This is a genomic window from Streptomyces sp. SID10853, assembly GCF_010548145.1.
Lineage (GTDB): Bacteria > Actinomycetota > Actinomycetes > Streptomycetales > Streptomycetaceae > Streptomyces.
In genome coordinates, this window is sequence record NZ_JAAGLN010000077.1 from 1 (window position 1) to 26,525 (window position 26,525).

General features: G+C 71.5%; 27 protein-coding genes. 10 read left to right on the forward strand and 17 right to left on the reverse strand.

Features of this window, described 5'->3' with window-relative positions; translation table 11 throughout:
• A partial coding sequence (locus tag G3I19_RS17030) for a hypothetical protein (RefSeq protein WP_164264465.1) occupies window positions 1-206 on the reverse strand: 206 nt, incomplete at its 3' end.
• Window positions 207-525: 319 nt separating this feature from the next.
• Between G3I19_RS17030 and G3I19_RS17035 the strand changes: the two genes are divergently transcribed.
• Window positions 526-1,830 carry a mannosyltransferase family protein gene (locus tag G3I19_RS17035; protein WP_164264466.1) on the forward strand — a complete coding sequence of 435 codons (1,305 nt, stop codon included), beginning with the start codon at window positions 526-528 and terminating at the stop codon, window positions 1,828-1,830.
• A 102-nt stretch (window positions 1,831-1,932) separates the two neighbouring features.
• Entirely contained in the window at window positions 1,933-2,640 is a 708-nt protein-coding gene (locus G3I19_RS17040; RefSeq protein ID WP_164264467.1) for a DUF2470 domain-containing protein, read from the forward strand.
• Between the two features lie 28 nt (window positions 2,641-2,668).
• Here G3I19_RS17040 and G3I19_RS17045 read toward each other — a convergent pair whose 3' ends face one another.
• From G3I19_RS17045 to G3I19_RS17075, 7 genes are all read right to left on the reverse strand, one after another.
• On the reverse strand, window positions 2,669-3,307 hold the full coding sequence (locus G3I19_RS17045) for a DUF998 domain-containing protein (protein WP_164264468.1): 639 nt from the start codon (window positions 3,305-3,307) through the stop codon (window positions 2,669-2,671).
• A gap of 97 nt (window positions 3,308-3,404) precedes the next feature.
• The gene (locus G3I19_RS17050) at window positions 3,405-5,129 is read right to left on the reverse strand and encodes a CocE/NonD family hydrolase (protein ID WP_164264469.1); all 1,725 of its coding nucleotides are present in this window, start codon (window positions 5,127-5,129) and stop codon (window positions 3,405-3,407) included.
• Window positions 5,126-6,088 carry an MBL fold metallo-hydrolase gene (locus G3I19_RS17055; protein ID WP_164264470.1) on the reverse strand — a complete coding sequence of 321 codons (963 nt, stop codon included), beginning with the start codon at window positions 6,086-6,088 and terminating at the stop codon, window positions 5,126-5,128. The genes G3I19_RS17050 and G3I19_RS17055 overlap by 4 nt, the downstream gene beginning before the upstream one ends.
• A gap of 37 nt (window positions 6,089-6,125) precedes the next feature.
• Entirely contained in the window at window positions 6,126-7,049 is a 924-nt protein-coding gene (locus G3I19_RS17060; RefSeq protein WP_164264471.1) for an alpha/beta hydrolase, read from the reverse strand.
• A 4-nt stretch (window positions 7,050-7,053) separates the two neighbouring features.
• Entirely contained in the window at window positions 7,054-8,169 is a 1,116-nt protein-coding gene (locus G3I19_RS17065; RefSeq protein WP_164264472.1) for an FAD-dependent monooxygenase, read from the reverse strand.
• A 25-nt stretch (window positions 8,170-8,194) separates the two neighbouring features.
• The gene (locus G3I19_RS17070; RefSeq protein ID WP_164264473.1) at window positions 8,195-9,151 is read right to left on the reverse strand and encodes a phosphotriesterase; all 957 of its coding nucleotides are present in this window, start codon (window positions 9,149-9,151) and stop codon (window positions 8,195-8,197) included.
• A gap of 50 nt (window positions 9,152-9,201) precedes the next feature.
• Complete coding sequence (locus G3I19_RS17075) at window positions 9,202-10,146, reverse strand: phosphotriesterase (RefSeq protein WP_343235127.1); 945 nt, start codon at window positions 10,144-10,146, stop codon at window positions 9,202-9,204.
• A gap of 246 nt (window positions 10,147-10,392) precedes the next feature.
• On the opposite strand from G3I19_RS17075, the gene G3I19_RS17080 reads away from it, so the two are divergent.
• The 4 genes from G3I19_RS17080 to G3I19_RS17095 are packed head-to-tail and all read left to right on the forward strand — an operon-like array spanning window position 10,393 to window position 13,847.
• Window positions 10,393-11,565: a cytochrome P450 gene (locus tag G3I19_RS17080; protein WP_164264475.1), complete on the forward strand. Its 1,173-nt coding sequence runs from the start codon at window positions 10,393-10,395 to the stop codon at window positions 11,563-11,565.
• Complete coding sequence (locus G3I19_RS17085; protein WP_164264476.1) at window positions 11,562-11,750, forward strand: ferredoxin; 189 nt, start codon at window positions 11,562-11,564, stop codon at window positions 11,748-11,750. Before G3I19_RS17080 ends, G3I19_RS17085 begins: the two co-directional genes overlap by 4 nt.
• Window positions 11,747-12,913 (forward strand): FAD-dependent oxidoreductase, encoded by a 1,167-nt coding sequence (locus tag G3I19_RS17090; RefSeq protein ID WP_164264477.1) that lies wholly within the window; start codon window positions 11,747-11,749, stop codon window positions 12,911-12,913. The genes G3I19_RS17085 and G3I19_RS17090 overlap by 4 nt, the downstream gene beginning before the upstream one ends.
• A 10-nt stretch (window positions 12,914-12,923) precedes the next feature.
• Window positions 12,924-13,847, forward strand: coding sequence for a LysR family transcriptional regulator (locus tag G3I19_RS17095; RefSeq protein WP_164264478.1), 924 nt, complete (start codon window positions 12,924-12,926; stop codon window positions 13,845-13,847).
• 34 nt (window positions 13,848-13,881) lie between these two features.
• Here G3I19_RS17095 and G3I19_RS17100 read toward each other — a convergent pair whose 3' ends face one another.
• From G3I19_RS17100 to G3I19_RS17120, 5 genes are all read right to left on the reverse strand, one after another.
• On the reverse strand, window positions 13,882-14,490 hold the full coding sequence (locus G3I19_RS17100; protein WP_164264479.1) for a TetR/AcrR family transcriptional regulator: 609 nt from the start codon (window positions 14,488-14,490) through the stop codon (window positions 13,882-13,884).
• A 94-nt stretch (window positions 14,491-14,584) separates the two neighbouring features.
• Window positions 14,585-15,910, reverse strand: a complete 1,326-nt coding sequence (locus G3I19_RS17105; protein ID WP_203599687.1) for an FAD-dependent oxidoreductase — start codon at window positions 15,908-15,910, stop codon at window positions 14,585-14,587.
• A gap of 133 nt (window positions 15,911-16,043) precedes the next feature.
• Complete coding sequence (locus G3I19_RS17110) at window positions 16,044-16,751, reverse strand: maleylpyruvate isomerase family mycothiol-dependent enzyme (protein ID WP_164264480.1); 708 nt, start codon at window positions 16,749-16,751, stop codon at window positions 16,044-16,046.
• Window positions 16,751-17,599 carry a fumarylacetoacetate hydrolase family protein gene (locus G3I19_RS17115; RefSeq protein ID WP_164264481.1) on the reverse strand — a complete coding sequence of 283 codons (849 nt, stop codon included), beginning with the start codon at window positions 17,597-17,599 and terminating at the stop codon, window positions 16,751-16,753. Before G3I19_RS17115 ends, G3I19_RS17110 begins: the two co-directional genes overlap by 1 nt.
• Window positions 17,596-18,765: a cupin domain-containing protein gene (locus G3I19_RS17120; protein WP_164264482.1), complete on the reverse strand. Its 1,170-nt coding sequence runs from the start codon at window positions 18,763-18,765 to the stop codon at window positions 17,596-17,598. The genes G3I19_RS17115 and G3I19_RS17120 overlap by 4 nt, the downstream gene beginning before the upstream one ends.
• Window positions 18,766-18,906: 141 nt before the next feature.
• On the opposite strand from G3I19_RS17120, the gene G3I19_RS17125 reads away from it, so the two are divergent.
• The 4 genes from G3I19_RS17125 to ligD all read left to right on the forward strand — a co-directional run bounded on the left by G3I19_RS17125 (window position 18,907) and on the right by ligD (window position 22,929).
• Window positions 18,907-19,683 (forward strand): IclR family transcriptional regulator, encoded by a 777-nt coding sequence (locus tag G3I19_RS17125; RefSeq protein WP_164264483.1) that lies wholly within the window; start codon window positions 18,907-18,909, stop codon window positions 19,681-19,683.
• 208 nt (window positions 19,684-19,891) lie between these two features.
• Window positions 19,892-21,472, forward strand: a complete 1,581-nt coding sequence (locus tag G3I19_RS17130; RefSeq protein ID WP_164264484.1) for an MFS transporter — start codon at window positions 19,892-19,894, stop codon at window positions 21,470-21,472.
• A 50-nt stretch (window positions 21,473-21,522) separates the two neighbouring features.
• Window positions 21,523-21,873 carry a DUF6479 family protein gene (locus tag G3I19_RS17135; RefSeq protein WP_164264485.1) on the forward strand — a complete coding sequence of 117 codons (351 nt, stop codon included), beginning with the start codon at window positions 21,523-21,525 and terminating at the stop codon, window positions 21,871-21,873.
• A gap of 39 nt (window positions 21,874-21,912) precedes the next feature.
• Window positions 21,913-22,929: a non-homologous end-joining DNA ligase gene (ligD, locus tag G3I19_RS17140; RefSeq protein ID WP_164264486.1), complete on the forward strand. Its 1,017-nt coding sequence runs from the start codon at window positions 21,913-21,915 to the stop codon at window positions 22,927-22,929.
• A 31-nt stretch (window positions 22,930-22,960) separates the two neighbouring features.
• Here the strand turns inward: ligD and G3I19_RS17145 are convergent, their stop codons facing one another.
• The 4 genes from G3I19_RS17145 to G3I19_RS17160 all read right to left on the reverse strand — a co-directional run.
• Window positions 22,961-23,287 (reverse strand): plasmid stabilization protein, encoded by a 327-nt coding sequence (locus G3I19_RS17145; protein WP_164264487.1) that lies wholly within the window; start codon window positions 23,285-23,287, stop codon window positions 22,961-22,963.
• A 170-nt stretch (window positions 23,288-23,457) separates the two neighbouring features.
• A complete protein-coding gene (locus tag G3I19_RS17150) occupies window positions 23,458-24,246 on the reverse strand; it encodes a class I SAM-dependent methyltransferase (RefSeq protein WP_164264488.1) in 789 nt (262 codons plus the stop codon).
• A 103-nt stretch (window positions 24,247-24,349) separates the two neighbouring features.
• The gene (locus G3I19_RS17155) at window positions 24,350-25,930 is read right to left on the reverse strand and encodes an ATP-binding cassette domain-containing protein (RefSeq protein ID WP_203599689.1); all 1,581 of its coding nucleotides are present in this window, start codon (window positions 25,928-25,930) and stop codon (window positions 24,350-24,352) included.
• Window positions 25,930-26,525 (reverse strand): ABC transporter permease subunit (locus tag G3I19_RS17160; protein WP_164264489.1); only part of this gene is annotated, 596 nt, incomplete at its 5' end. The genes G3I19_RS17155 and G3I19_RS17160, both read right to left, overlap by 1 nt.

The window sequence follows — 26,525 nt, forward strand, 5'->3', positions numbered from 1 at the left end:
GTGGTGCTGGTCGCGGCCTCCCCGGCGGCGTCCGCGGCCGTACGCCCGGTACTGTCCCTGGCCTGGGCGCCTCCGTAGGCGGCGGCCCGGGCCGCCGCCCGGGCGGCACGTGCGATGTGGCGCGCCAGTCCCTGCTCGGCGGACTCGGCCCGGCGGATGGGACCGTCCGCGAAGCCGTCGGACTCGGTGGGGTGCGGGGTACTCATCGGTGTTCCTCCGGCGTCTGCGGACTGACGGCAGACATTCGGAGCTGACACGGTGATGGATTGGCCACGCCCCGGGAGGCCCCAACGGGCGCTTCGCCGGGGCGCCCTGCCGGGGCATCAGGCACGGCCGCCGCACCGGCACGGCCGCCCTGACGCGAGTTCGCGGCGCGGGGTTCCGTGACGATCATCACGTGCGTTTCCCGGTACCCGGTGTCAGCCGGATGCCCGGCCCCGGGCGTATTCCAAGGAGAGCGAAAGACGCAGGAACCGCGGGTGACACCGGTCGTCCCGGTACACCCCCACACCAGGAGAGAGTCCCATGCCGTTCTTGCCGTCCGGGCTGCGTGAGCGCACACCCGAATCCGTACGGTCATCCGGAGCACCGGACCGGCGGCCGCACACAGCGCGGAGCGGGGCCGGGCGGGACAGAATCAGCGGGCACGGGGCCGAGCCGGGGCCCCGCGCGCGGGCGGCCGCCCTCCGCGCACTCCTCCTGCGGGTGAGCCCCGCCGACCGGCAGGTGCTGTGGCTGTATCTGACGACCCGCCTGGGCGTCTGGACCACGGCCTACTGCGTCCGGTGGCTCTTCCCCGCCGACCACGACTCCCGTGACGCGGGCCCGCTCCTGGCACCCTTCCAGCAGTGGGACTGGGAGCACTATCTGCAGATAGCCCGCGACGGTTACTTCCCCGGCCAGGGCGAACTCCTGCACCGCACCCTGGATCACCGGGAGGCGTTCCTGCCCGGTTTCCCGCTCGCCCTGCGGGCGGTCCACACCGTCGTCACGGACTGGACCGCGGCCGGGCTGCTGATCTCCTTCGTCGCCGGGGCCGTCGCCGTCCTGGCACTCTCCCGGATCACCCGGCTGCATCTGCCCGACCACGGGGCCGGCCGGCGTTCCGTGATGTTCCTGCTGCTCTCGCCCTGTGCGATATTCCTGGCCGCGGGCTATACGGAGGCGCTCTTCCTCGCCCTCGCCCTGCCCGCCTGGCTCGCCGCCCAGCGGCGCAACTGGCCGCTCGCGGCCTCCCTGACCGCCCTGGCCACCGTGGTCCGGGTGAACGGCCTCTTCCTCGCAGCCGCCGTCGCGCTGCACTTCCTCCTCACCGCCCGGGCCGGCCGGCACTGGCGCCAACTCCCCTGGCTCGCCCTGCCCGCCGTGCCCGTGGCCCTCTACAGCGGCTACCTCCACGCGCACACGGGTGACTGGATGGCCTGGAAGCACGCCGAGGAGGAGGGCTGGAACCGCACGTTCCACACCCCCTGGGCCGCCTGGTCCAACACCTGGCACGCCGCGTTCACCCACGCCCAGACCACCGGTTACGCCGTCATGTTCCAGGCCGAACTCCTGGCCATGGCCGCCGGACTCGCCCTCCTCGTGCTGCTGGCCAGGCAGCGCCGCTGGGCCGAGGCCCTGTACATCGGCCTCACCCTGTGGGCCCTGGGCACCTCGTACTGGTACGTGTCCATCCCCCGCTCCACCCTCCTGTGGTGGCCGCTGTGGATCACCCTGGCCGGCTGGAGCCTGCGCAGGCCGGCGTTCAAGACCCTCTGTCTCAGCCTCGCCGCTCCCGTGACGACCGCCGTCGCGCTGACCTTTCTGTCGGGCCGCTGGGCGGGGTGAGCGGGCGGCAGGCCGACTACCCGAACCGCGAGCCATAGGTTAGGTTAGGCATGCCTAAGTAGATGCAGTGAGGTCTACCCGCCGCTCCTCTGGAGAACTTGGATGCGTCCTTTCAACTCCCGTGTCACGCACCCGACACCCGCCGAACGCGTGCTGTCGATCCTGACCGCAGCCCACTCCATGACGGTGGTGAGCGACGGGCACGACCCCATCGAGGTGCACCGCCTCGACGGTACGAGCGCGATGGGCCACATCCACCTGCACGCGCCGCCCGAGGCCCGCCCCGAGCACCCGGGCACCCGCGTCCCGGTGCGGCTGGAACTCACCGACATCGCGCCCACGCCGGTACGGGAGCGGATGCGGGCCCGCGTCACGGTGACGGGTCTGCTGCTGGCCGAGTACAGCACGGAGTCGGCCGCGAGCACCTGCATGGAGTTCGGCCAGGCGGTCATCGACGACCACGACGGCCGGGCCTTCGTCACCCACGCCGAGCTGCGCAGGACGGACCCCGACCCGATCGCCACCAGGGAAGCGGCGATGCTGACCCACCTCATGGACGGCCACGGCGAGCTGGTCCCCCTCCTCCTGCGCCTCGCGCAGCCACAGCCGCACAAGGGCATGGTGCGTGTCCTCCCGCTGGCGATGGACCGCTACGGCCTGACGCTGCGTCTGGAGTACCCGGGCAGCCACCGTGACGTACGTCTGCCGTTCCCGAAGCCCGTGGGCCGGATCGACCAGGCCGGCCCCCAGATCCACTCGCTGCTGTCCGCCGCACGTCGCGCCTCGCACCGCAATCAGCTGCTCACCTGACGACGGGCCGGGGCCCGGTCGGCCCGGACTACGGCTGTTCCGGGCTGACCTGCCGCGACCAGCAGGAGACCACGACCAGGAAGGGCCACAGCGCCTGGGCGAAGGTCAGGACACGCTCCGCGATTCCCGGCAGCCAGTGCAGCTGGAGTCCGACGAGGAACCAGACCGCGCAGACCCCCATCGCGGCGGTGACCCCGATGGCCACGCCCTGCCGCAGGCCCCACGACGCACCCCCGTCATGGACCACGCCCGCGCGCAGCGCCCACGGCGCGTTCCCGCCGCGGTCCACGGCCAGTACCGGCCAGACGGCCAGCAGCCCGAACCCCACGGTCACCACGGCCCCGTGGCCGAACGATCCTCCCGTGGGAGGTGCGGGGACCAGCGTCAGCAGCATCGCGGAGACACCGCCCCCGGCGAGTGCGGCCCGGCCGAGGACCGTGGCGGTGCGCAGACCGACCGCCGTGGCGACGTAGCAGGCCCCGAGGACGAGCAGCATCCCCGTCATCACTCCGTACCCGGGCATGCCGTACGCGGCGAGGACACTGATCGTGCGGGTCCTGGGGTCGTAGCCGGGCCCCTGCATCATCTCCGCGACGTTCCAGCCTCCGAGCAGCAGCACAGGGGCACACCCGGACGAGAGCAAGGCCCACCAGGGTACAAGTCGCATTGCATCACCATAAGATGCCCCACTCCACGGCCGCCGGATCACACGCGGGAAGCGGCTTCAGGCGGAGCAGCGGGCCGGCTCGTACCGCCGGGTCACCTCACCCCGTGGCCTTCGTGAACGGCAGCACGAGCCGGGAGGGGTGCGCGGCGTCGCGGTAGATCTTGTGGGTGACCGGGCGCCCCACGGGCAGGTGGAAGGCGTCCGGCGGCAGCAGGGCGTTGTGCTCATCGGCGAGCGGCTCCGCGTTGGAGAGCTCCATCACCAGCCTGTGCCCCGGCAGGAACGTCACCCCGAACGGGTAGACGCGCAGCACGTACTCCTCGATCCTCCCCGGCTCGACCGGCACCGCACGGGTGTGCGGGTGGTGGGGATCGCCCTCCGTGGTGCGTTCCTCGTCGAGTTCGCGGTGCGACGCCTTGAGGTAGGCGGTGGTGATGAGCTGACGGCCGCCGTTCGGTGCCGCGTCCCACAGGCGCACGATGAAGTTCGTGTCGGGCTGGTCGATCTCCGCGAAGATGTGCGCCGCGCCCTGGCCGATCATCTCGGTGGGCTCGGTGAACGGGGCGGTGCTCCAGCTCAGGATCTCCACCTTGTCGGTCACCGTCAGCGGCGCCTGGTAGAAGCCGTCGGGCGCGGCGTGCTCGGCGCCCATCAGCTCGGGTCCGGATGAGAGCGTGCGGCGTGGGCGCAGATAGAGCGGCTTGTACTCGACGTCCTTCGGCGGCCACTGGGCGCCGGTGACGGTCTCGCGCGAGCCCTCGACGTGCACGGTGACGGCCGGCTCGTCCATGACCCCGTTGTCGATGCCCTTGAGCCAGTACTCGTACCAGCGGAACATCTTGTCGTGCTCCTCGACGAAGGGGCGCGACTGCATCGGCGGGTAGGGGCCGATGTCCAGCTTCTTCGGACCCTTCAGCGCGTGGTAGAGCTCGATGGTGCCGTCCATCGTCCAGCCACGGCCCTGGTCGATCTGGAGCCATACGGGGATGTCGATGCGGGGCGCCAGCGTGACCGGGTTGCGCTCCTCGTACCACTCGCCGTCGACCTCGTTCATCACGATGTCGAACCATGCCTCGTGGTTCTTCGGGTAGTTGAGCACGTGGAACAGGTTGGGCCAGGCGGCCACGTCCGGGTCCTTCAGGCGCTCGGCGACGCGCTCCTCGATCTCCTGCGGGGAGTAGGTCTCCAGCATGCGTGACTTGACGCCGTCGGTGAAGGCCCAGCCGGAGTCACCGCCGCGGCCCTCACGGGCGGCGCGCGGCATGAACCACATGACGCCGCCGTGGTACGTGGTCTCGTAGAAGTCGAAGTGGCCGCCGCTGACGAAGACCGCCTTGAGGCTCGGCGGACGTTCGGCGGCCGCCAGGACCTGCATCGAGCCGAAGTACGAGATGCCGATCATGCCGACGTTCCCGTCGCACCACGGCTGTGCCGCGACCCACTCGATGAAGTCGTACGCGTCCTGGCCGAGCGGGACTCCACCGGCGTTGTAGTTGCCGATGTGCTCGCCCTCGGACGCGCCGGATCCGCGCAGGTCGCCGATGACGTGGACATAGTCCTCAGCGACGACGCGCGCGATGTCACCGGCCTCGATGCAACCGTCCCACATCGGGCTGGGGCGCCGCTGCGGCGGAGTGGTGAGCGCGAGGGCCTGGAGCTCCTTGCCGTACGGGCTCAGCGCCACCAGCGCCGGACGCGGCTTGTCGTCGACGCCGCTGTAGGTGTCGGCAGCCAGCATGGCACCGTCACGCATCGGCACCCGGAAATCCTTGCCGACGGCGATCTTCTGCCCGCCCGCCTGGATCGTCTGGAAGTCAGTCATGAGTGCGAAGCTCCTGTACTACGAGGCTGGTTGTGCTGCGTGCGGTAGCCGTGCAGCGAGGTGAAGAACGGCGACGGCTCCAGCGTGGGGTCGCCGGTGTAGCCGAGGTCATCGGCAGCGGGGGCGAACGGGGAGTACGGCGAGTCCGTCTCCCGCAGACCGGCCTCCAGACAGCCGCAGGCGGCTTCGGCGACACGGCCCTCGGCTTCGAGGCTCTGGGAGAGGGCCTCCCGGGCCTGTGCGGCGTCGAGTTCGACGCCGTACGGGGTGCCGTCGGCGCGGCGGTAGGGGTGGCCGAGGTACAGGTGCTGCGGACGGAGCTCGTCGCGCACGTACTCCAGGCCGGCGCGGTAGGCAGCCGGGTCCGTGTAGCCGGGGAACCCGTTGGCGGCCCCGTGGACCTGTACGGCGTCACCGACGAACACCGACCGCCGGCCGTCGATGGCGTAGGCGACCGATCCGGGTGTGTGGCCGGGGATCGAGTGCACCGAGACGGTGACGCCGCCGCCGAGCGAGAGGGTCTCGCCGCCCCTGACGAGCAGGGTGGGCTCCATCTCGCCGGAGATGACGGCATCGGTGGCGGCCGTCACCTTCGCCTCGCCCTCGGGGTCGCCCAGGTACTGGCCCCGCCCGGAGAGGTACTCGTCGACGTGGGCACGCCGTGAGCGGAGCATCGGCGCGTCGGCCTCGTGGATCACCACCTGGGCGCGCCGGCCGGTGAGTTCCCACAGGGCGTGCGCCCCGCCGATGTGGTCGATGTGACCGTGGGTCAGCAGGATCCAGCGCACGTCCTCGATGCGCCGCCCGATCGCCTCCAGTGCGGGAGCCATCCCCTCGGCGGGCGACGAGGCGATGCCCGTGTCGACGATGGCCGGTTCCGGCGCGTCGATGTAGAAGCTGTAGAGACCGAACCGGCCCCACGGCGAGACCAGGGGGTGGACGTTGACTGGGTGCGTCATGGCTCTCTTTCCGAACGCGTACGTGGGGTCGGCCGGATCAGCCGCGGCTGAGGAAGTCGCGTGTCTCGGTGAAGACCTGGTGGTACTCGGGGATCCAGGAGAAGTGCTGGACGAAGCCGTGGCCGGCGCCCTCGTACCGGCGCACCGTCGCCTCCACACCGGCCTCCCGCAGCCGCCGGCCGTAGAGTTCGCCCTCGTCACGGAGCGGGTCGTGCTCAGCGGTGACGACGAGGGCCGGCGGCAGCCCGGTGAGGTCCGCCCGCTTGAGCGGCGAGACGAGCGGGTCCGCGGGATCGGCGCCGCTGTCGGTGTAGAAGGCGTTGAAGGGCTTCAGCCCTGCCGTCTCCATGCCGTAGCCCACGGCGTTCTCGCGCAGCGAGGCATAGCGGCCGGTGTCGAAGTCCAGGTCGAGCGAGGGGTAGTAGAGGACCTGGTGCGTGATCCGGCCGAAACCGTCGTCGTGCGCCTTCGCCGCGACCGCTGCGACGAAGGTGCCGCCGGAGCTGTCGCCGGCGATGGCGAGGGTCGTACCGTCCCAGGACAGGCCGTTGCCCTCGTCGGCGGCCCAGCGCACCACCGCGTAGCAGTCGTCGAGGCCGGCCGGGTAGGCGGCCTCGGGTGCCCTGCGGTAGCCGACGGATATGACCTTGAGGCCGGTCTCCTTCGCCAGCGAGCGCGCGACGTGGTCGTGGGTCTCCAGGCTGCCGAGGAAGAACGCGCCGCCGTGGAAGTAGACGAGCAGGCCGTGGCTTTCGGCCTCGGCCGGGGTGTAGATCCGTACGGGAACCTCGCCCGATGCCGTCGGCGCCGTCATGTCCTCGACCGCGTGCAGCGGGAGCCGCTCGTCGAGGGGCGGGACGTGTGCCTCCTCCCCCGCCCGCATGGCGACCGGGTCGAGCGGGCCGTCGGGCGGGGCCGGCAGAGCGGCGATGAACTTGGCGATCTCGGGGTGCAGCGTCATGGTGTCAGTCCTTCGCAGCGGCGGCCGCGGGCTTCTGCCCGGGGAAGACCTCGTCGATCTCGTCCTCGGCCCAGCCCTGACGCGAGATCGCCTGCAGCTTGTCGGTCACGGGCTTGCGGGTGGCCTGGAACAGGGCCAGTGCCTCCGGCACGGATGCCGCGTCGCGCAGGGCGTCGGCGAGCGCACCGGCGTCCTCGACAGCCGAGTTGGCGCCCTGGCCCTGGTGGTGCAGCATCGAGTGGGCCGCGTCCCCCATGAGGACGACGGAGTCCGAGTGCCAGGTGTCGACCGGGTCGATGTCGTAGACGGCGCGGATGTTCACGGTGTCCATGTCGAGGTTGCGCGTGATGTCCACGAGGCGCTCGTCGAAGCCCTCCACCGTCGCCAGGAGGTCGTCCTTGGTGACCTGCGGTGCCCAGGTGCCGTCCGGGCACAGGGCGGTGATGTCGAACGACACCTGACCGCGGTGGCGCAGCGGCAGCAGATAGATCTTCGTGCCCCTGCCGATGTACATCCGGAGGTCGTCGTCGACGACCATCCCGTAGGCATCGTCGACGGAGATGACCGCGCGGTAGGCGTGCTCGCCGGAGAACACCGGGTCCTTGTCGCTGAACAGCCGGCTGCGCACCACCGACTTGATGCCGTCGGCACCGATGACCAGGTCGGCCTCGACGCTCTCGCCGCCCGCGAAGGTGAGGACGGAGCTGTCGCCCTTGTCCTGGACGCTCTCCAGCCTGTGACCGAGGTGCACCATGCCTTCGGGGAGCACACCCAGGAGCGCGTCGATGAAGTCGCCGCGGTGGATCAGGTGGGTGTGGGTCTGCTCGCCGGAGACCGGCCATGCCTCTTTCATGATCGGGCCGCCGGTGGGCGTGAGGATCTGGAAGTACTCGCTGGGCGAGCTCACTCCGGCGATCGCGTCGAAGATCCCCCACTCGCGGAACCGGTTCATGGTGGAGGGACGCAGACCGATGCCGGCCCCCGCCTCCCGGATCCGGGCGGCCTGTTCGTAGACGTTGACGTCTGCGCCGAGCAGGCTCAGTGCCTTGGCCGCCGCCGCGCCGCCGTATCCCGCCCCGACGACGGCGATCTTCAGGTTCTTCAGGTCTGAGAGCTGCATGGTGGTTCTCTCTGCTTCTGGATGGTCAGGACTTCTGGATGGTCAGGAAGCCGGCCGGGTTGTCGACGAAGACCGTCTTGATCGCGGCCTCGTCGAGGCCGGCGGCGCGGAGGTCCGGGATGAGGTCCTCGAAGAGGTAGTTGACGGTGTGGCCCTTCACACCGGGCCAGCCCAGCGGGCTGCAGTTCGCGTCCGCGGACGCGAGGACCTGCGTCAGCCGGCCTTCGCCGATGAACCGGAGGAAGTGGTCGAGCCGCTCGCCGCGCGGGCGGGCCCAGAAGGGCGGGTCGGGCAGCTCGGTCTCGTAGCCGAAGGTGTCGAAGCCGATGCGGCCGCCCTGTTCGGCGATCCAGACGTCGCGGGTCTTGTCGGCGTTCACACCGTCGTCCACATGCCCGAACAGGACGCGGTCGAGGGGAAGTCCCTCGTCGTTGAAGATCGCGATCGCGTTCTCGGCGTCGATCGCGAGGTGCGTCAGGATCGGCACACCCGTGGTGAGTGAGGTGCGGGCGGCGGCGCGGTAGATGCGCTTGTCCAGGTCCGTCATCCGGCCGCCGCGGCTCACCCCGACCTTGATGACACCGGCGAGGCTGCCGGTGTCGCCGATGCCCACGGTGATCTCGTGGACGAACTGCCGGGTGAGGTAGTCCACGCTCGCCCGGGCGAAGTGCGGCAGTGCGGTGTCGCCGCCGACGAAGCCCGTACAGGCGACGATGTGGACGCCGGTCTTGGCCGACAGCGACTTGTAGTAGTCGACGTCACGGCCGTTGCAGATCCCGGTCGCGTCGACGAAGGTGCCGCCGCCGTACTCGTGGAACCTGCGCAGCTTCGGGACGGTCTCCTCGTACCGCTGCTCCGGTTCCTTCCACCACTTGGTGTCCAGCTCGGAGCCTGGCATCCCGTAGCCGATGTGCTCGTGGATGGCCACGAGGCCCAGCTCCTCGGCGGGGATCGGCCCCAGGACGGTGTTCACTCTCGACACAGCACTCACCTTCGGAGAAAGAGACTTGACGGTCGTTCGGGCGGGCGCCCTCAGCGCACGGACAGCAGGTCGCGCGCGTTGTCCACGAGAATCCGCCGCACGTCCTCGTCGCTGAGGCCCTGTGCCGTCAGGAGCGGGACGAAGCGGGTGAGGACGTGGCTGTACGGCACGTCGTTGCCGGCGTGGCCCTTCGCCACCCCGGTCGCGCGGCTGGAGAGCAGGATCCGGTTGCCGAAACCGGCCTGTACGAGGTCGGCGACCAGGGTGGCGCGCTCGGCGTCGGTGAGGTGACCGTCGTCCTCCACGCCGACGTGGTCGAGCGCGACATAGGCGCCGCGGCGGGCGATCTCCAGGGGCGCGCCTGCGGCGACGGCGTCCTTGCGGTCGAGTCCGCCGACGACGACGCGGTCGGCCGGCAGCTTCTCGTCGAGGACGACATCGAGGTCGTGGACGGCGTCGCTCCCGTAGCGGACGGAGACCGCGACGCCGGTGGCGAGGGCGGTCCTGGCCGCGCCGCGGAAGAGGCTCTCGTCGGTCGCCGTCATGCCGTCGGCGGTCGCGGCGGTCGCCACCAGACCGGCGGCGCCCCGGCGCTCCACCCGGGGGACCACCATGCCTTCGGTGACCTCCTTGGTGAAGAGGTCGGCGAACTTCTCGGCCGGCCACGGCGCCGGCGGGTTGGTCTGCGGGGTGAGGAAGTAGCCGCCGAGCAGCTCCTCGGGACCCTGGCCCGTCGAGGCGACGATGTGCACGCCGGTCGTACGGGAGAGGGTCTCGTACAGCCGGACGTCCCGGCCGTGGAACATGCCGGTGCTGTCGACGATCGTCCCGCCGCCGTGGGCACGGAAGTCCGCCAGCTTCGCTGCGAGGGTCTCGAAGATCTCCGCGCGGTCGATGGTGATGTCGAAGGCGTGCTCCGCGCCCGGAACCACCGACAGCAGTGCCTCATGGACCGAGACGATGCCCAGCTCCTCGGCCGGCAATGGGCCCAGCACGGTATTCACGGTGTTGCTCTTGACGCTCATGCCTGCCCTCACGTGTCCGGGTAGGGGTGCGCTGCACCCTTGTGGCTGTGATCACGACGGTAGCCTTTCGCTTTACAGCATGTCAATGAAACGAACACCAGGAGAAAACAATGGACGACTAGTCCAACCAGCCTTGTGGATCATGCATCAGATGCATGTGACGGCATGTAAATCATTCACTTGCTGGATCCAAGATCCGGCCACTTCACTGGGGGCATGACCACCCCACCTGCCTCAGACGTCGACCTCTTCGCCGACGAGGTCGTGCTCGACCCGTACCCCGTCTACGCCGAACTGCGGGAACAGGGCCCCGTCGTCCACCTCCGCAGGAACGACGTCCACGCGCTGACGCGCTACGACGTCATCCGTGGCGCGCTCGCGGACTGGGAGGCGTACTCCTCGACCTCGATCGGATTCAACGGCGCGGTCAACGAGGCGCTCAGCGGCACCTCGCTCGCCTCCGATCCACCACTGCACACCCAGCTGCGCGCCACGCTCGCCGAAAACCTCTCGCCACGTGCGCTGCGCGGTCTGAAGGGGCGCATCGAGACGAAGGCGGACGCTCTCGTCGCCGGCCTCGTCGAGCAGGGCACCTTCGACGCGATCGACGCCCTCGCCCGGGTCTTCCCGCTGGAGGTCGTCGCTGACCTGATCGGCTTCACCGGCCGTGTGCGCGACAGCATGCTGCGCTGGGGGCAGGCCGCCATGCAGGTCATCGGCCCGATGAACCAGCGCACGGCCGAGAGCTTCCCGGTCGCGGGCGAGCTCTACGAGTGGTGCTCCCGGGTCACGGCCGCCGACCTGGCCGAAGGGTCGGTGGGCCGCGGCATCTTCGACGCCGAGGCGCGGGGCGCCATTCCGCCGGGCACGGCCGGGCAGATCATCCACCAGTATCTCGGTGCCGGCGTCGACACCACCGTGGCGGCGATCGGCAACACCGTCGCCCTCTTCGGCGCGCACCCCGACCAGCTCGACCTGGTACGCCAGGACCCGTCGCTGGTACCGGCGGCGTTCAACGAGGTGCTGCGCTTCTGGGCACCCGTCCATGCCTGGGGCCGCCGCGCCACCAGGGACATCGACATCGACGGTGCCGTCATCCCCGCGGGCGCGCAGATCGCGGTCCTGTTCGGCGCCGGCAACCGCGACCCCCGGCACTACGAGAATCCGGACGCCTTCCTGGCCGGACGCAATCCGGTCGACCATCTGTCGTTCGGCTACGGCCCGCACGGCTGCGCGGGCCAGGGGCTCGCCCGGCTGGAGGCGCACGCCGTGATCGAGGCGCTGTCCCGGCGCGTGAAGCGCCTCGTGGTCGGGCCCGGCGTCCGTGTTCCCAGCAACATCACCCGGAGCATCGAGCAGCTCCCCGTCCTGGAAGTGGTCCCCGTATGAAGATCGTTCTTGACCGCCCCCGCTGTGAGGGTCACGGCCTGTGCGAGGAGGCGGCCCCTCAGCTCATGCACCTCGACGACGAGGGCGAGCTCGTGCTCGACAGCGAGCAGGTCGGCGAGGCCGACGCCGCCGCGGCCCACGCCGCTGTCCGGGTGTGCCCGGTCGCGGCGCTGAGGATCGTATGAGCACCCGGAGGCTGGAGCGCGTCGTCGTGGTCGGCAACGGGATAGCCGGACTCACCGCGGCCGATACGCTCCGGGAGACCGGCTTCGACGGCGAGCTGACCATCGTCGGCGACGAACCCCACCCGGCGTACAGCCGCCCGGCACTGTCGAAGGCACTCCTGCTCGACAGCGGTGACACGGCGTCGCACGAGCTTCCCCCGGCCGGACACGGGGCGACGGAACGTCTGGGTGTCCGGGCGACGGGGCTCCGTCCCGATCGCCGGCTCGTCACTCTCGACGACGGTACGGAACTGCCGTACGACGGCCTCGTCCTCGCCACCGGCTCCCGGGCACGGCGGCTGTCCGCCTTTCCCGATGAGCTGACCCTGCGCGGTCTCGATGACGCGCTGTCGCTGCGCGTCCGGCTGGCGGGCCGGCCGTCGGTCGTCGTGGTCGGCGGAGGCCCGCTGGGAATGGAGATCGCTTCGGCGTGCCTGGCGGGCGGCTCCCGGGTCACCCTCGTCTCCCGGGAGGCGCCGCTGAGCGGCCGGCTCGGTCCGTACCTCGCCGGTGTCTTCGTCGGAGCCGCGCGTGAACTGGGCCTGACGATCGTGGAGACGGGATCGGCGCGGCTCGAACGGCACGCGGAAGGCACCCGCGTGGTCCTTGCCGACGGGGCGTTCCTCGATGCGGAGGTCCTGGTCAGCGCCGTCGGGGACATCCCCAACACGGAGTGGCTCGCGGGCACCGGACTCCTCAAGGACCCGGGACTCGTACCGGAGGGCGCCGTCCCGGTCGACGCACATGGGCTGGTCCGCCCCGGTATCGCGGCCGTCGGAGACCTCGCGGCCTTCCCCACGCCGGACGGCCTGCGCCGAATCCCTCTGTGGAGCAGTGCGATCGAGCAGGCGAAGACCGCCGCCAGAGCGCTCGTCCACGGCGCCGGAGCGCCACCGCTCCGGTTCCAGCCGTACTTCTGGACCGAGCAGTTCGGACTGAGCCTCAAGGCGGCCGGCGGTCTGCCGCTGGAGGGGGAACCGGTGTACGTGGACGGGGAACCCGGCGGCGGGCCGGCGCTGATGCACTGGCCGCACGAGAGCGGCGAGGGCGCGGGTGCGGCGGTGGCGCTCAACTACCGGATCCCGGTCCCCCGGCTGCGTCGCATGACCCTGGCCGCTGCGTAAGGTCTGCTCCATGGGCGACGACGAAGAGGGCACCACGGGTCCGGGGCTGTACCGGCTGGCGTCGGTCAACCTCAATCTCCTGGTGCCCCTTCTCGCGCTCCTGGAGGAGCGCTCGGTGACCAGAGCGGCGGAACGGGTCGGCCTGTCGCAGCCCGCGATGAGCCACGCCCTCACGAGAATGCGGCGTCTGCTGGGTGACGACCTCGTCGTCCGGCAGGGTACGGGTGTCACGCTGACCCCGCGGGCGCTGGAGCTGATCGCGCCGCTGCGCAGTGCCCTGCAGCAGACGGCGCACATCATGGACTTCCCGCACTTCGACCCGGCGACGGACCGGCGCGTCATCACGATCGCCATGACGAACAGCACGGCGTTCGTCGTCGGTCCCCGGATCACCCGGCTCATCGCCGAGCGCGCTCCGCACGCCACACTGCGGGTGCGTACGATCACCGTGCCGACCGAGGCCACGTTCACCGACCAGGGCGTCGACGTCGTACTGATCTCGGAGGGGCACTTCTCCCCTTACCCTCGCGAACGCCTGTACAACGACCGCTGTGTGGTGGTGGCCGCCCCGGACACACCACCGGAGGCAAGCGCGCTCGAACTCCTCAGCACCCAGCCGCACATCGTGGTGGACACCGAACGGCGTGTCTTCCCCTACTCGGTCCTGGAGGACGAGGGAATCCCGTACCGCGTCGGCCAGTTGATCTCCGACTTCCTGCTGGTGCCGTTCCTGGTCGCACGTGCGGGCGGTGTGGCGCTCCTGCGATACCGGGTGGCCGCCGCCATGGGAACGCTCGCGGATGTCCGGATCGAGGAGTTCCCGTTCCCGCTTCCCGGGCTCGGGATCGACATGGTCTGGAACCCCAGGCTGGCCGACCAGTACTTCACGGAGTGGCTGCGGGCACTGCTGTTCGACGCCGCGACGCAGCTCTGACCAGGACCGGAAGCCGGGACCCGAACAGGCCGGGTCAGGTCAGCAGCCCCGCCCAGCTGGCGCCCAGCTCGTCCAGCATCTGGTCCCGCGTGAGCTTCCAGTCGGTCCGGTCCCAGTTCTGAGCGACGAAGTCGAGCTGGGCCATCGCCAGAACGCCGCGGAAGTGGCGCTGGTACGGCTCGAACCGCCCGGCCGTCGTCAGTCCGTCCTCGATGTCGCCGACGGCCTCCTCCATCCACCGCTCGACCAGGCCGGTGAGCTCCGGATCGACCACCGCGGCGTCGCGGCCGACCCGGATGATGGGGTGGATGGCCGGCCAGCTGTCGGCGGTCCGCCGCAGCCACGCCGTGATCGCCTCCGGCGTGCCCTCGGCGATCGTGGCGACGAGGCCCTGCGCCGTGGAGCCGTGCTCGGGCGAACCGACGCGCTGCAGCGCCTCGTTGAGCTGCTCGTCGATGAGCGCCTTCATCAGTTCGCTGCGGGAGGGGAAGTACGCGTAGAAGGTCACCCGTGTGGTGCCCGCCGCTGTCGCGATGTCATCGACCGTCGTGGCGGCGTACCCCTTCGTCTTGAACAGTTCAAGTCCTGACTCCAGCAGCAGACGGCGGGTCATCCGCTTCTGTGCCTCACGAAGGTTCGCCATGGCCCGATCCTAACGCGCCCCTGTACGCCGAGCGCACACACCGGCTCCATACAGTACGCACCGTACTGATTCCGGACACACCGTAAATCGGTGGTCAGGCGCCTCCTGTGACGGCGTCCGCCTCCCCCGCCACGGCCTCGGACAGCGCTGTCGGGGACAGCGGCACCGAGGAGAGCGGTATCGGGGTGAACATCGCGGGCTCCTCGTCCGGGAGCAGCGCGGTCGGCCCGTACACCCAGTCGGTGAAGCCGTAGTCGTGGGCGTCCCGCGCACGCATGATCGCGTTGCGCTGCAGCCGCTTCCCGCCGTCCAGGTGCCACAGGTCGCCCCAGGCACGGGCGGTGGACTGCACCCGTCGGCAGTGTTCGACGCGGACCGCTTCGTAGGAGGCCAGTACGGCGTCCCAGTCCAGGGCCGCGGCCCCGGTGGACGACTGGCGGGCGACGTGCCGGGCGAGGACCCAGCCGTCCTCGATCGCCATGATCGCGCCCTGCGCCATGTACTGCAGCGGCGGATGGGCGGCGTCGCCGAGCAGCGCGGTCCTGCCGTGCACCCAGGTCTCGACCGGGTCCCGGTCGAGCATCTGCCACCAGCGGTCCCGCCACATGAGCGGGATGCCCTTGCGTACGGTGTCGCAGGTGGCCGCGAAGGCCGCGTCCAGCTCGTCCGGGGTGCCCCAGTCGTCCTTCCCCGTCACCGCCTTCGGCGACTCGAACACGGCGACCTGGTTGAACATGTCGCCGCCGCGCAGGGCGTACTGCACGAAGTGGCAGCGCGGGCCGACGTACACGGTGACGTCCTGCTCGGCGACGCCGTTGTCCCGCACCTTCTCGATGGGGACGGCCGCGCGGTAGGCGACGTAGTCGGAGCTGACCACGTCGTCGCCGACCAGTTTGCGGCGGGCCGCCGAGTGCAGGCCGTCGGCGGCGATGACCACCGGTGCCTCATCGGCCGTGCCGTCAGCCAGGCGGACCCGGGCGCCGTTCTCGGTGTGCTCGTAGTCGATGACCGTCCGGTCGGTCAGCAGCTCCACGCCGGCCCGCCGGCAGGCGCGCAGGAAGATGCCGTGCAGGTCGCTGCGGTGGATCACCATGTACGGGAATCCGTAGCGCCGTTCGACGTCCCGCAGGTCGAGCCGGGTCAGCTCTTCGGCGTCGAGGGCGTCGCGCATCACCATGTGCTCCGGGAGCACGCCCAGCTCCTTGGCCTCGTCGAGCAGGCCGTACTCGTCGAGGATGCGGGTGCAGTTGGGCGCGATCTGAATGCCGGCGCCGACCTCGCCGAACTCCGCGGCACGTTCGAGGACGCGCACGCGCAGCCCCTCCCGGGCCAGGGCGAACGCGGAGCTGAGGCCGCCGATGCCTCCTCCGACGATGAGCACGTCGGGTGTGCCGCCGGCGGGAGGGTGCGCAAGGGTCATGGTCCGTCTCTTCCTCGAGTCACAGAAGTGGTGGGGCCGCGGGGGCGCGGGGCTGGGGTTCGCCGGGAGGCCGGGGATGCCGGGACCGGCCGCCGTCAGCCGGACGGCCGGTCCCGGTCCTGCCCGGCGGCGGTCAGAGCCAGCGAGTCAGGGCGGGCGCGGGCCCGCCGCCGGGGGCTGTGAGGGCGTGTTCGCGCCCGGTGAGGTACGCGGTGATGTCGTGCAGGGCGCCGGTGAGCACGGTCGGCTCACCCTCGCCCGGGAGCTCCCAGCGGGCGCCGGTGCCGGCCGCCTCCAGGATCAGTGCCGGACCGCCGTCCTTGGCGCGTTTGGCGGCGACGTCGTCGCAGAGCGCGGCGAGGAAGCCGGCGGGCAGGTCGGCGAAGGTCGGTCCGGTACCGAGGTCGATCGCGTGGACGCACACCTCGCGCGAGCGCATCCAGGGGAGTTCGGTGGCGGGCACGGTGCGGCCCTGTGCCGTGACGACCGGGGACTGCCACTGCTCGTCGCTGAGCGCGGACATCGAAGCGGCGAGCCCGGTCGCGGAACGGCGCAGCCACGCGGTCAGTTCACCGGCCGGCAGCACGGCGCCCCGCTCGATACCGGCGGCGCGTTCCTCCGGGGACGCGTACATCGGCGTGTGCTCGCCGGTGGCGGCCCAGTGGACGAGGTTGCCCAGGGCGTCGGCGTTGGCGGCGATGTGAGCTACGAGGTGTTTACGGGTCCAGCCGGGCAGTGTGCTCGGCCCGTCCAGTCCGGCGTCATGGAGGTCCGCCGCCCGGATGAACAGGCCGGTGCCGAGCTGCGCCCAGCTGCGGGCGTCGTCGAAGGTGCGGGGCATCAGGAGGTGCCCTCCTTGACGACACGGTTCTCCAGCCGGCCGATGCCGTCGATCTCGGCGACGACGCTCTCGCCGCCCTGGAGGTAGCGCCCCGGCTCACGGGCGTGGCCGACGCCGCCCGGGGTGCCGGTGGCGATGATGTCGCCGGGGTTGAGCCGCACGATCGTCGAGACGTACTCCACCAGGTGCACCGGGTCGAAGAGCAGGTCGGCGGTGGTGTCGGACTGCATGACCTCACCGTCCACGCTCAGCCGGACGTCGAGAGCGGGGCGTACACCGCCGGGCAGCTCGTCGGGGGTGGCGAGGAAGGGGCCGACCGGGGTGCTGGAGTCCCACATCTTGCCCTGCAGCCACTCACGGGTACGGAACTGCCAGTCACGGCAGGTGATGTCGTTGAGTACGGTGAAGCCGGCGATCGCCTGCTCGGCCTCCTCACCACGGGCACGGCGCACCTGCTTGCCGACGACCACCGCGAGCTCCACCTCCCAGTCGAACTGGCCGGTCTCGTCCGGCCGGACGATGTCGTCGCCCGCGCCGATCAGCGAGTCGGCGAACTTCGCGAACAGAGTGGGGTGCTCGGGCAGGTCGCGGCCCATCTCCTGGATGTGGGTGCGGTAGTTGAGCCCGACGCAGATCACCTTCGTGGGCCGGGGGACCACGGGCGCGTACGCGGCGCCGTCCACGGCGTACGTAGCGGCGTTCGCGGCGGTGGCGGCCGCGGCGTGCCCGGCCCAGCCGTCCTGACCGAGCAGGGTGCCCACGTCCGGGGCGCCGAGATCGACCAGGGTGTCACCGTCGAGCCGGACGGCCCTGGTGGTGGCGCCGGTCCTGAGGGTGGCGAGCTTCATCGGGTGGTTCCTTCCACATGGGTGCGGTTGAGGCGCAGGGCTTCGAAGACCGGGGAGTCGCTGAAGCGGAACAGGTCGAGGGCACCGGAGTCGGAGTCGGTGGAGCCGGCCTCGGAGCGCACGGAGAACGGCTGCCAGGATGGGACGACGAACAGGTCACCGCGCGTCACTGACCAGGTCTTCTCGCCGACGGTCACGGCGCCGGAGCCGTCGAAGACCTGGTAGACCGACGAGCCGGTCTCGCGGACCGGCGCGGTCCCGGCGCCGCGCGCGACCCGGTGCATCTCGGCGCGGATGGTGGGCAGTACGTCGCCGCCGGTCGCCGGGTCGGTGAACCGTACGGCTGCGTGGCCGGGTTCCACGGCCCCGTCGAAGCCCTCCGCCGCCAGGGCGAGTTGGTCGCCGAGCGCCCGGTCGGTGTGCTCCCAGCGGTACGCGGTCAGGGGCGACCCGGGGGTGCGCGCGCCGGCCGCGACCGGGCGCAGACCGGGGTGCCCCCACAGGCGTTCGGCGCGTGAGCGGTCCGGGGTGGTGCGCTCGGCGTCACTGATCTCGTCCCGGCCGAGCTCGAAGAACTGGGTCTCGTTGGCGTACTGGAACGGGATGTCGAGCCCGTCGATCCAGGCCATCGGTTCGGCCGTGGCGTTGTGGTGGGCGTGCATGTTCCACCCGGCCTGCGGCAGGAAGTCGCCGCGCCGCATGGCCACCGGGTCGCCGCCGACGACCGTCCACACGCCCTCGCCCTCGACGACGAAGCGGAACGCGTGCTGTGTGTGGCGGTGTTCGGGGGCGTCCTCCCCCGGCATCAGGTACTGGATGGCGGCCCACAGCGTGGGCGTGGCGAAGGGCCGCCCGCCCAGCGCGGGGTTGGCCAGCGCGATGGCGCGGCGCTCACCGCCGCGGCCGACGGGGACGATCTCGCCGGCCTGCGCCGCGAGCGCCCGCAGCTGTTCCCAGCGCCACACGTGCGGGACCGCGCGTGAGCGGGGGTGCGTCGGCATCAGATCACCGATCTCGGTCCACAGCGGGACGAGAAGTTCCTGTTCGAAGCCCCGGTACAGCTCTTCGAGCGCCGGGGTGACCTCGGGCTGCCCGGCTGCGGCAACGGCCCGCAGCCGTACGGGGGAGCCCGTAGCGATGTCTTGAGCGTGGGAGGTCTGAGTCACGGGCTCAGCGTGCTCCGGGTTCGCAGACAAGACATGTAGATTCTGGAGAGCAGAACAGGGAACAGGTCAGTTCCGCCCACCGGGACGGGCCGGAACGGAAGCCACCGGACGCCGCGCCGGGAGGCCGCACCGGGAGGCGCCGTGGACAAGCCGCTCAAGACACCACCGCCGTATCCGATCGCGAGCGTCGACCACGCGCTCAGGGCTGCCACCCTGCTGCAGATGGAGGGCGGCGCGACCGTGTCGCAGATCGCCGAGCGGCTGGGGGTCGCCCGGTCCACCGCCCACCGGCTCCTGGCGATGCTCGTCTACCGGGACTTCGCCGTGCAGGACGAGAACCGCGTCTACCGGGCGGGCCCCGTCCTCGAACTGGCGGCGCACTCGCAGTCGCAGGTGTCACAGCTGCGGGCCGCCGCGCTCCCCCATCTGCGCCGGCTGGTGGACCTCCTGGACGAGACCGCGAATCTCACCATCCGCACCGGGGACACGACCCGCTTCATCGCCAGCGTCGAGAGCGGACAGGCGCTGCGGGTCGGCTCACGGGAGGGGATGGTGTTCCCGGCGCACCGCACCACCGCCGGCCTGCTCCTGCTCTCCCAGCTCGACGACGCCGAACTGGCGGAGGTCTACTCCGCCGCGCGCTATCGCGACCGCCCCGCGGACCGGCCGGACCTCGCGCGGCTGCGGAGCGAGCTGGAGCTCATCGGCCGTAACGGATTCGCCGTGAACCAGGAGCGCTCCGAGCGCGGGCTCGTCGCCGTCGGGGTCCCGGTGCGCGGCCGGGACGGTACGGCGCAGGCGGGACTGTCGGTGTCGATGCCCAGCGTGCGCTACGACCCCCATGCCCTCCGGTCGGTGATCAACGCTCTCGGCGTCGCGGCTCGCGCGCTGGAGGCGGACCTGACGGCGGCGCGCTGACCCCGCCCGGGCCATTACGTTACGAAAACTTAATTTAAGCTGCGAACATTTCCTTGACGTTACGTAAAGCGAGATGTCATTCTCCACGGCACCACGCCTGACTCCGCTCGGTCTCCGCCCGGCCTCATCCCGGCCTCATCCCGACGAGAGACCAGTCGGCGTCCCACCCGGCGGCGGGGCACTTCACCTTCCCAGTCAGGGAGAAGCAATGACGCTCGACAACAGGACGGCGACGTCCCACGGCCCCACCGCGGGGGCGGCCCGCCGGCCGGGCTACGCGGGGACACTGGCGGCCACCTGCTCCGCGGTGTTCGTGGCGCAGGTGGCCAACGCACTGCCGGCCTCCCTGAACGGACTCCTCCAGGAGGACCTGCACACCCACGGCTCCCAACTCACCTGGATCACGGCGGCGTTCATGGTCGCGGTGGTCTGTTTCGAGTTCACCTTCGGAGTACTCGGCGATCTGTTCGGCCGTAAGAAACTGATCATGGCGGGGGCGGCCCTGGTCGCCGCCGGCAGTGTCGTGGCCGCGGTCGCGCCCAGCGTGCACGTCCTGTGGGCCGGTGCCGCGCTGAACGGTCTCGGTGCCGGAGCGATGTTCCCCGGCTCGCTCACCATGCTCGCGTCGGCCACCCGCAACGCCAGGGAACGGGCCCACGCCGTCGCGTTGTGGAGCGGGTGCCTCTCCGCGGGCGCGGCCCTGTCCCCACTGCTCGGCGGGGTGTTCGCCAAGGTCGGCTCGTGGCGTGGCTCCTTCTGGGTGCTCGTCGCCCTCGCGGTGGTGAGCATGGCACTCACCCTGGCGCTGACCTCGGAGTCCAGATCACCCGAGGGCCGGGAGCTCGACATACCGGGTCAGATCACCTTCGGTATCGGGCTCATCCTGGTGCTCTACGCGGCCGTCGAGGGCCCCGAGTCGGGCTGGACCGCCCTTCCCGTCATCCTGTCCTTCGGTATCGGCCTCTGCTTCCTCGTCGGCTTCGTGGTGGTCGAACTGGGCGCCGGGTCCCCCATCTTCGATGTGACGCTGTTCAGGAACCGGCCCTTCGCCGTGGCCTCCCTGGTCGCGGTCATCGGCATGCTCGCCTTCCTCGGCGCCTGCTTCGCGACGAGCATGTGGCTGGGCCCGGTGCAGCACCAGGACCCGCTGCGGGTCGCCGTGCCGTTCCTGCTGCTGCAGGGGCCCGCGTTCGTTCTGATCCCGGTCGTCTCCCGGCTGTTGCACCGGGTCGCCCCGACGTGGCTGCTGACGTCGGGCTTCGTCCTGATGAGCGCCGGCTGTCTGCTGTGCACCGGACTCGACCCCGCCGATCCGGGTCTGGGCGCCTTCGTCGTGCCCGACCTGCTGATCGGTGTCGGCTTCGCGCTGTGTGTGAGTTCGGTGACGGCCGTGGCGCTGGACAGCGTGCCCCCGCAGCTGGCGGGCATGGCGAGCGCCACGACCAATATGCTCCGCGATCTCGGCTTCGCCCTCGGCCCGGTCGTCGTCGGCGCGGTCGCCCTGAGCAAGGCCGGATCGGCGTTCTCGTCGCACCTGAACAGCGCGCACCTGCCTGCGGGCCCGTTGGCGGCCGCCCGCGGGATCGCCGCCGACGGCGGGCCGATCGCGGTCAACGGTCTGCCGCCCGGCGCCCCGGGATCGGCGGCCCACGGCCTGGCCCTCGACGCGCTCGGCAGCGGCTTCAGCAACGCCTTCCTCGTCTGCGGCATCGCCGCCGCCGTGGCCGCGGTCCTCACCGCCGTCGGCATGATCGGCGTCCGCCCGCACCGCTCCCCCGCGGCAGGGTGAGCCGCCGGGTGAAGTGATAGAGAAGCCTGGTCTGCGGGTACGTGAATTCAATGAACGCCTCGAAATACCAGCTCGCCGTCTCGGCCGACACCGCCCTGTTCATGCTCCTGGCCGGCATCGTCGTGGTTGCCGTGCTTCTCGCCGCTTTCGCCTGGGGGCGCCGGATCCGCGCCCGGGAACTCCCACCACCGCGGCCGAACGAGCAGCCTCATCTGCCCGCGGAGGGCGCGGTCCACGAAGTGCGGGAGTACCGGGAGCCGGAGGAAATGCCCCATGACGGCTCGCGCCTGCTGCCGCACGAGCTCAAGGGCTCCAGCACGCACCGCAGCCCTTCGCAGAAGCCGCCGGAGGACGAGGACGGCGACGGCAGCAGTTTCGGCAGTGGCGGCCTCGGCAGCTGATGCGGCCGTCCCTGGGGACGTCCGCGCGGAGGACGCCGGATGAATGAGCTGCTCCTGGCCCTGCCCGAGGCCCAGCAGCGGCTGCTGACGGTCGCTCCTGACGCGCACGCATCGGCCGCCGAGCCGATGCGTGCCGTCCGCACCGACCGCCGCGACTTCGGCCCGGGCTGGCTCTTCGAGCGCAAGCTCGACGGGATGCGGGCCCTGGCCACCCGCGACGCGGACCGCGTACGCCTGCTCTCCCGTACCGGCCGTACGGTGCAAGGGGGCTATCCGGAGATCGCCGAGGCCCTCGCCGGGCAGCCGTGCGACGGGTTCACCCTCGACGGCGAGATCGTCGCCTTCGCCCACGGAAGGACCGACTTCGCCCGCCTCCAGCAGCGTATGCAGCTCACCGACCCGCGCCGCGCGCTGGCCAGCGGAGTCGCCGTCACCTACTACGTCTTCGACCTGCTCCGGCTGGACGGTGTCGACCTGACCCGGCTGCCGCTGCGCACCCGTAAGTCCCTGCTGCGGCGCGCTCTCGACTTCCGCCCGCCCGTGCGCTTCACCCCGCACCGCAACCAGGGCGGGCAGCGGCAGCTCGACGACGCCTGCGGCCGCGGCTGGGAGGGCCTCATCGCCAAGCGCGCCGACAGCCGCTACCAGCGCCGCCGCTCCCCGGACTGGCTCAAACTCAAGTGCGCGGGCGGTCAGGAACTGGTGATCGGCGGCTTCACCGAACCTGCCGGGTCACGCAGCGGGTTCGGCGCGCTGCTCGTCGGCCACTACGACAACGGCAGCCTCGTCTACGCGGGCAAGGTCGGCACCGGATTCGACCACCGGGTCCTCGCCCGGCTCCGTGCCGGGCTCGACGCGCTGGAGACGGCGGCGTCCCCGTTCAGCCAGGCGGTACGGGAACGGGGCGCCCACTGGGTCGAGCCCGTCCTCGTCGCGGAGATCGGCTTCACCGAATGGACCCGCGACGGGATGCTGCGCCATCCGCGCTTCCTGGGGCTCCGGCAGGACAAGGCCGCGGCGGATGTCGTACGGGAGCGGCCGCGGAAGGCGCGGTGAGCCCGGGCTCCGGTGTCCTGCCGGCCCGGTCTCAGCGGCCGACGGCCTTGCGCAGCTGCTGCTTGTTCATCGAGGAGCGGCCTTCGACGTTCTTCCTCCTCGCCTCTTCGTAGAGCTGGTCCCTCGTCGGTCCCTGCGGGCCGCTGTGCGAGCGTTCGCCGCCGCGCTGGGAGGCGGACTTGGGGTCCCGGACCGAGACCTTGCCCGCCGACTTGGCCTCACCGGACCGGGCACGCTCCTTGTTCACGGTGCGCGCCGCGATCTCCTTGGCGCGGCCCTCCGATGTGCCTCGTTCCTCGGCACCCTCCTTGATGTGCTCGTACTGGCGCTCGCGCTTACGGCTGGATCCTGCCGGCATGACATTCCTCCCTGGCGATGTGTGCTCTTCCTCTGCGCCTGCCCGATGACCGGCACACCTCACACCATCGGTCCGGGAACGTGCGGCGGCAATCGGGGAGCCACCCGCGCGCCGATCGGACGAAGCGCCGTCGGCACAGGCCGGACGGCCCCCCGGCACCGGACGCAGGGTCAGCGCAGCCCCACCATCAGGGCGTCGCTCGGTGAGCACCACGCCTGCCTCGCCTCGGCGAAGCCCTGGGCGCGCAGGGTGTCCGCGTGCCACCGCGCGGACGTGGGCCGGTCGGTGGGCGTCTTCGCGGCGGCCGGATTCCTGGGGTCGCCGAGGCGTTCGAAGCGCAGCCGCGCGGGCTCCCTGAGCCCGGGGTCATCCGCTGCCTCGCTCCACCACGCGGCCCAGTCGAGTGCACCGCCGGACCGCTCGCGCTCCTTGCGCGCGGTGTGGAACGCCTGCGCCGCCGCGTTGATGCGGGGCGCCGACTCATCCACCATGTGATCGGCGTTGAGGAAAGCGCCGCCTTCGCGCAGCACCCCCGCGACATGCCCGTACAGCGCCCGGAGCGGCTCGGTGTCCAGCCAGTGCAGTGCGGTCGCCGTCAGCACGGCGTCGTAGGACCGGTGGGGCAGCGCGTCCGTCCACCGCGGATCCGTGAGGTCGGCGGTCACGAATTCCACCCGGTCGTCCCCGGCGAAGTGACCGCGGGCGATGGTCATCAGGACCGGGTCGAGGTCGACTCCGGTACTGCGTGCCCCGGGGAAGCGCCTCAGCACCCGGTCGGTGATGCTTCCCGTGCCGCAGGCGAGGTCCAGGACGACAGGCTCGGGCCCCACCAGGGCCTCGACCATGTCGAGCATCACCCGGAACCGCTCCTCGCGGTCCGGCATGTACCACTCCTGCTGGCGGTCCCAACTGTCCTGCCACGCCTGCCAGTCCTGGCCCGCGGTCGTCGTCTGCGTCATGGGGTGCCTCTCTCTCCTTCGGTGGGTACGTGTGGCGCTTCGGTCGTACGTGCCGTGCACGGCGCCCGGGCGCACGCCCGCCGGCCTGCGCTGCGCGCCCGGCTCACAGGTCGTCCGCCACCGCGGCGGCGTGTCCGGCGCCCAGGCGCTCCGCCCGGACCAGCAGCCGCGCGGTCGTCGATCCCGGCGCGCCCATGACCTGTGCGGGCGGGCCTTCTTCCACGATCCGGCCGTCGTCGAGGACGACGAGCCGGTCGGCCACCTGGCGCAACAGTCCCAGATCGTGCCCGATCCACAGGACGGCGGTCCCCTGCTCCCGCCGCAGCCGGGTCACCTCCTCCCGTACGAGACCAGTGGCCACCTCGTCGAGGGCGGCTGTGATCTCGTCGCACACCAGCACGTCGGGGGCCGCCAGCGCCGCGCGGGCGAACGCGGCGCGCTGGAGCTCTCCCCCCGACAGCGACTCCGGCAGCCGCCCCGCCGTGCTCTCGGCGACCCCCAGCCGGGTCAGCAGATCCGCCGCCTCCGCCAGGGCCCGGTCCGGCGGCAGGTCACGGAGTCTGACGGCCGTACGGGCCACCTGCTCCAGTACGGGACGGCGTTCGTCGAAGGAGCCCCGGACCTCCTGCCACACGTACTGCACCCGGCGCTTCTGCGCCCGGGTACGGCGGCGGAGTACCGGAAGCTCCGTACCGTCCAGGAGAATCCCGCCGCCGCGCCGCTCGTGGAGCCCGGCGATACAGCGGGCCAGTGTGGTCTTGCCGCTCCCCGAGGGCCCTGCCACCGCGACGCAGCCGCCCCGCGGCAGGGACAGGGAGATGTCGTGCAGCACCCCGCCCCGGCCGCCGGGGCGCAGCCAGGCCGTCAGATTCCGTACGGAGAGGACCGGTTCGTCCGGTGGTTGGTCTCCGGTGTCCGGTACGGGGTGCGCGGCGTCGGGAACGGCGCCTGCCGGCAGCAGGGTTCCGGGGGTGCCCGCACCGGTGACGCGGCCGGCTTCCAGCAGGACCACCCGGTCCGCCAGCGCACGCACCATGCCGTGGTCGTGGCTCAGCAGGAGGATCGCCATGCCTGTGTGGGCGAGCGCGGCGAGTTCACGGGCCAGGCCCATCCGGGTCACGGTGTCGAGCCCGGTGCCGGGTTCGTCCAGGACGAGCGCCCGCGGGCCGCAGGCCAGCACCTGGGCGAGGGCGACGCGCTGTCGCTGACCGCCGGAGAACTGGTGGGGGAAACGTCGCAGCGCCGTCTCCGGGGGAAGCTGGGCCGCACGCAGCGCCTGCGCCGCCCGGTCCCTGGCGGCCGCCCTGCCGTCCGGTGAGCCGGGCTCCGGCCGGTGGTGCAGCCGGGTCAGTTCGGTCAGTACGGCGCCGGTCCTGCGGGCCGGGTTGAGCGCACTGCCCGGGTGCTGCGGCATGTAGGCGACGGTGCCGCCGCGCAGACCGGCCGCCTCCCGGGTGACGCCGTGCTCGTCGACCACGGTGGTCCCGGCGACCCGGACCGTGCCGCTCAGCCGTACGCCGGGCGCCGTATCTCCCAGCAGGGCGAGCGCGACGGTGGTCTTGCCGCTTCCCGACGGGCCGACGAGCGCGGTCACACCACCCGCCTGCACATCGAGGTCCACGCCCCGCAGAAGTGCTGACGTACCGGCCCACGCGGTCAGTCCGCGTACCTCGATCACGGACATCAGTACGCGGTCTCCTTCGGGCCGGTGGTCGTTGCCGGGCCGGTTCCCGAGGCCGTCCCCGCCCCCGGGCCCGTACCCGCAGCCCGGCCCAAGACTGCGGGGCGCCTGAGCAGCCGGTCCGCCAGGAGGTTCAGTCCGACCGTGAACATCACGAGCATGGCCGCCGGCGCGCACACGGCCCACGGCTGGAGGAGCAGCGCCTCCCGGCTCCCCGCGATCGTGACGGCCCAGTCGGGTGAGGTGGGTTCCATCCCGAGTCCGAGGAAGTTCGCGGCGGCGACGGTGAACACCGCCGTGGTGACACGCGTACCGGCATCGGCCGCCGCCACCGGCAGGACCGCCCGTCCGACGTAGCCGAACAGGATCCGGGACCCGGACTCGCCCTGCATCCGCAGCGCTTCGGCCACCGGGCTGCTCGCCGCGTCGAGCGCCGCCGCCCGCACCAGCCGGGCCACGGCGGGCACGTTGATCGCGGCCACCGCCAGGGCGATGGCCGCGGCCTTGCCGCGCCACCCCACGGCGGTGACGCTGATGCCGAGCAGCGAGGGCACCGGCAGCAGCAGCTCCACCGGCCTCAGCAGGAGTTCGTCGAGCC